Source organism: uncultured Algibacter sp. (assembly GCF_947490405.1).
In the GTDB taxonomy this organism is placed as follows: Bacteria; Bacteroidota; Bacteroidia; order Flavobacteriales; family Flavobacteriaceae; genus Algibacter_B.
This window is the reverse complement of record NZ_CANLGU010000014.1, coordinates 1-2,181: the sequence shown is the minus strand read 5'-3', so window position 1 is coordinate 2,181 and position 2,181 is coordinate 1. Positions and strand designations below refer to the sequence as shown.

Below are 2,181 nucleotides of genomic sequence, written 5' to 3'. Positions count from 1 at the left end.
AGTACACACCAAACTGAAAATCCGCGAGGATTTTCAGAAGTAGGCGAGAACAAGCAATTACTTATAGCCATTGTTGTGCGTTCGTTTTTTATTTCCATTGTTTATTTTTCAGACTTGTCCTTTTATAAACATAAGTGGTGTCCATTATAATTTTATTCCGTTTAAAAATAATCTTTTCGTTTGTTATAAACTCAGGTATTGCATTTAAGTCTAAATCTTTTATTAAAACTTCAATTTCATTATAATTCGGATTGTCAATTTCAATTTTTTCGCTCAGACTTAAAAAACCATATTCAATATTTTTTATCGAGTTGACCTGAAATTCAGCAATTCCATTTTCATCTGCGACCTTAATTTGTGCTCTGTCATTTATAAAAACATTAGAAGCTCCCAAAGAACCGTCTTTATCAGATATTCGAATTTTTACTTTTCCTTTTAGGTTTGGATTTACTTTTCCAATGTATGTCGTTTTAGGAAATTGAGGTTGTTTGAAAGTGTTTATTACTATAGTATCGCTTGAAATCCTTTTCCAAGTTCCCTGTAAAACACTTCCGCCACCAACATCGTAAAAAATATAATATTCAAAAGTATTATCAGATTTTAGTTCAATTTGAGTACAAGCAAAATAACTTTTTCCGCATTTACCATATAAACCGACAACTGATTTATTCGTTGAACACGAACTTAAAATAGTAATCACTAAAATCAGTTTAATGTATTTCACGGGTTTTCTTAAATGACGCACAACGGTCTCGTATAAGAATAGTTGCGGGTTTACGTGCGAGGATTTTCCGAAGGAAAATCAGACGTAGTAAACTTGCAACTACCTATGGTTAAGCACTAATGTAGCAATTATTTTTATACATTGTTGCCAATAGTTTTTATTCCTTTTTCTCTCTTCTCAATTTTAAATTTTCTGATAGCCTCTCTTTTAATTCATCGTATTCCATTGAATTTGTGGTTTTCCATTCATTTAGTACAGTTTTATCTTCTTCGGGTAAAGTTTCTATTTCAATTCCCAAAACTATATATGCTCCATTTTCAATAGGTAAGGATGTCTTTATGAAATTATCAACTTCCTCAATCAGTCTTAAACAGTTTTGCATATTTTCTGAATCAAATTCCAACTGTTCGTTAGACATATGATAAGAATGAATATAAGTGCTAACTTTATATTGTAAATCTTTTGATTTTTTATAATCATAGTATTCATTCCCAAAATCAAATAATTCACAAACTGCTTGAAAAAACAATTGATATTTATGCTTTAAACTACCAACTCTTCTATTTACTCTGTCAATTCCGTTTTTTGGTTTTGAATCCTCTATAATTTGTTCTCTTTCTTCTGCTTTTACAGTACTCAAAATTAAGTTTAAATCTAAAAGTTCTAAAGCAATTCTACATTCGAGGCAAGCATAAATCAGAGAAGATGAATTTTTATATTCTTTTGCAATTTTTAATAATTCAGTTACTTGTCGTAATAGGTAAATTGGGTTATTAATTCTAATGTCAGGTTTGTATTCCATTAGGTTGGTTCAAATTATTGGCAACGTTTGCGTATAAGAATAGTTGCGGGTTTGCGTGCGAGGAATTTCCGAAGGAAATTCAGACGTAGCAAACACGCAACGACCTTTGATTAAGCACATAACCGCAATTATTTTTATACATTGTTGTGAGCAGTTATTTTCCGCTCAATTTATTTCGTTTATTTATTGATTCGGATATTGTAAGTCCGTTTTAATTAGTTCGCTATTCAAATCGGAATAAAATAATCGGTAAAGAAAAATTTCCTGATTATTAAAAACCCAAACATCCCTTTTCATATTTTCATTCTTCAGTTCCGCAATTATTCCACCAATTTCATTTTCAGTTTCTAAATCCGTGGATTTTGATTTTAGATAAACGTGGAAAAATCCTTTCAAACATTTATCATTATACATTGTGTCAATCCGTTTTAAATTCCGATTGAGTTCCGCTATTTTCCTGTATTCTTTGTCGGTCAATTTTTCATAATTACAGTCAAAGTAATTACAACTTGTAACAGCAATTAATAATATTAAAATTCCGAGATATTTCATTTTCACAGGTGTTCCTTTTAATTGCTCACAACGGTTACGTATAAGAATAGTTGCGTGGTTTGGTAACTAATTTAGCAAAAGTCGTCGAACCAGAGGAAAATCC

At 30.5% G+C, this 2,181-nt stretch carries 2 protein-coding genes; both read right to left on the bottom strand.

Annotation, left to right across the window (positions count from 1 at the left end; all coding sequences use genetic code 11):
• Window positions 1-88 precede the first annotated feature (88 nt).
• Window positions 89-700, bottom strand: a complete 612-nt coding sequence (locus tag Q0772_RS16200) for a hypothetical protein (RefSeq protein ID WP_298346999.1) — start codon at window positions 698-700, stop codon at window positions 89-91.
• Window positions 701-881: 181 nt separating this feature from the next.
• Window positions 882-1,526, bottom strand: a complete 645-nt coding sequence (locus Q0772_RS16195; RefSeq protein WP_298346995.1) for a hypothetical protein — start codon at window positions 1,524-1,526, stop codon at window positions 882-884.
• Window positions 1,527-2,181: the final 655 nt, after the last annotated feature.

Coding starts and splice junctions, on each gene's coding strand:
- Q0772_RS16195 (WP_298346995.1), bottom strand. CDS start 1,526: ATGGAATACAAACCTGACATTAGAATTAATAACCCAATTTACCTATTA.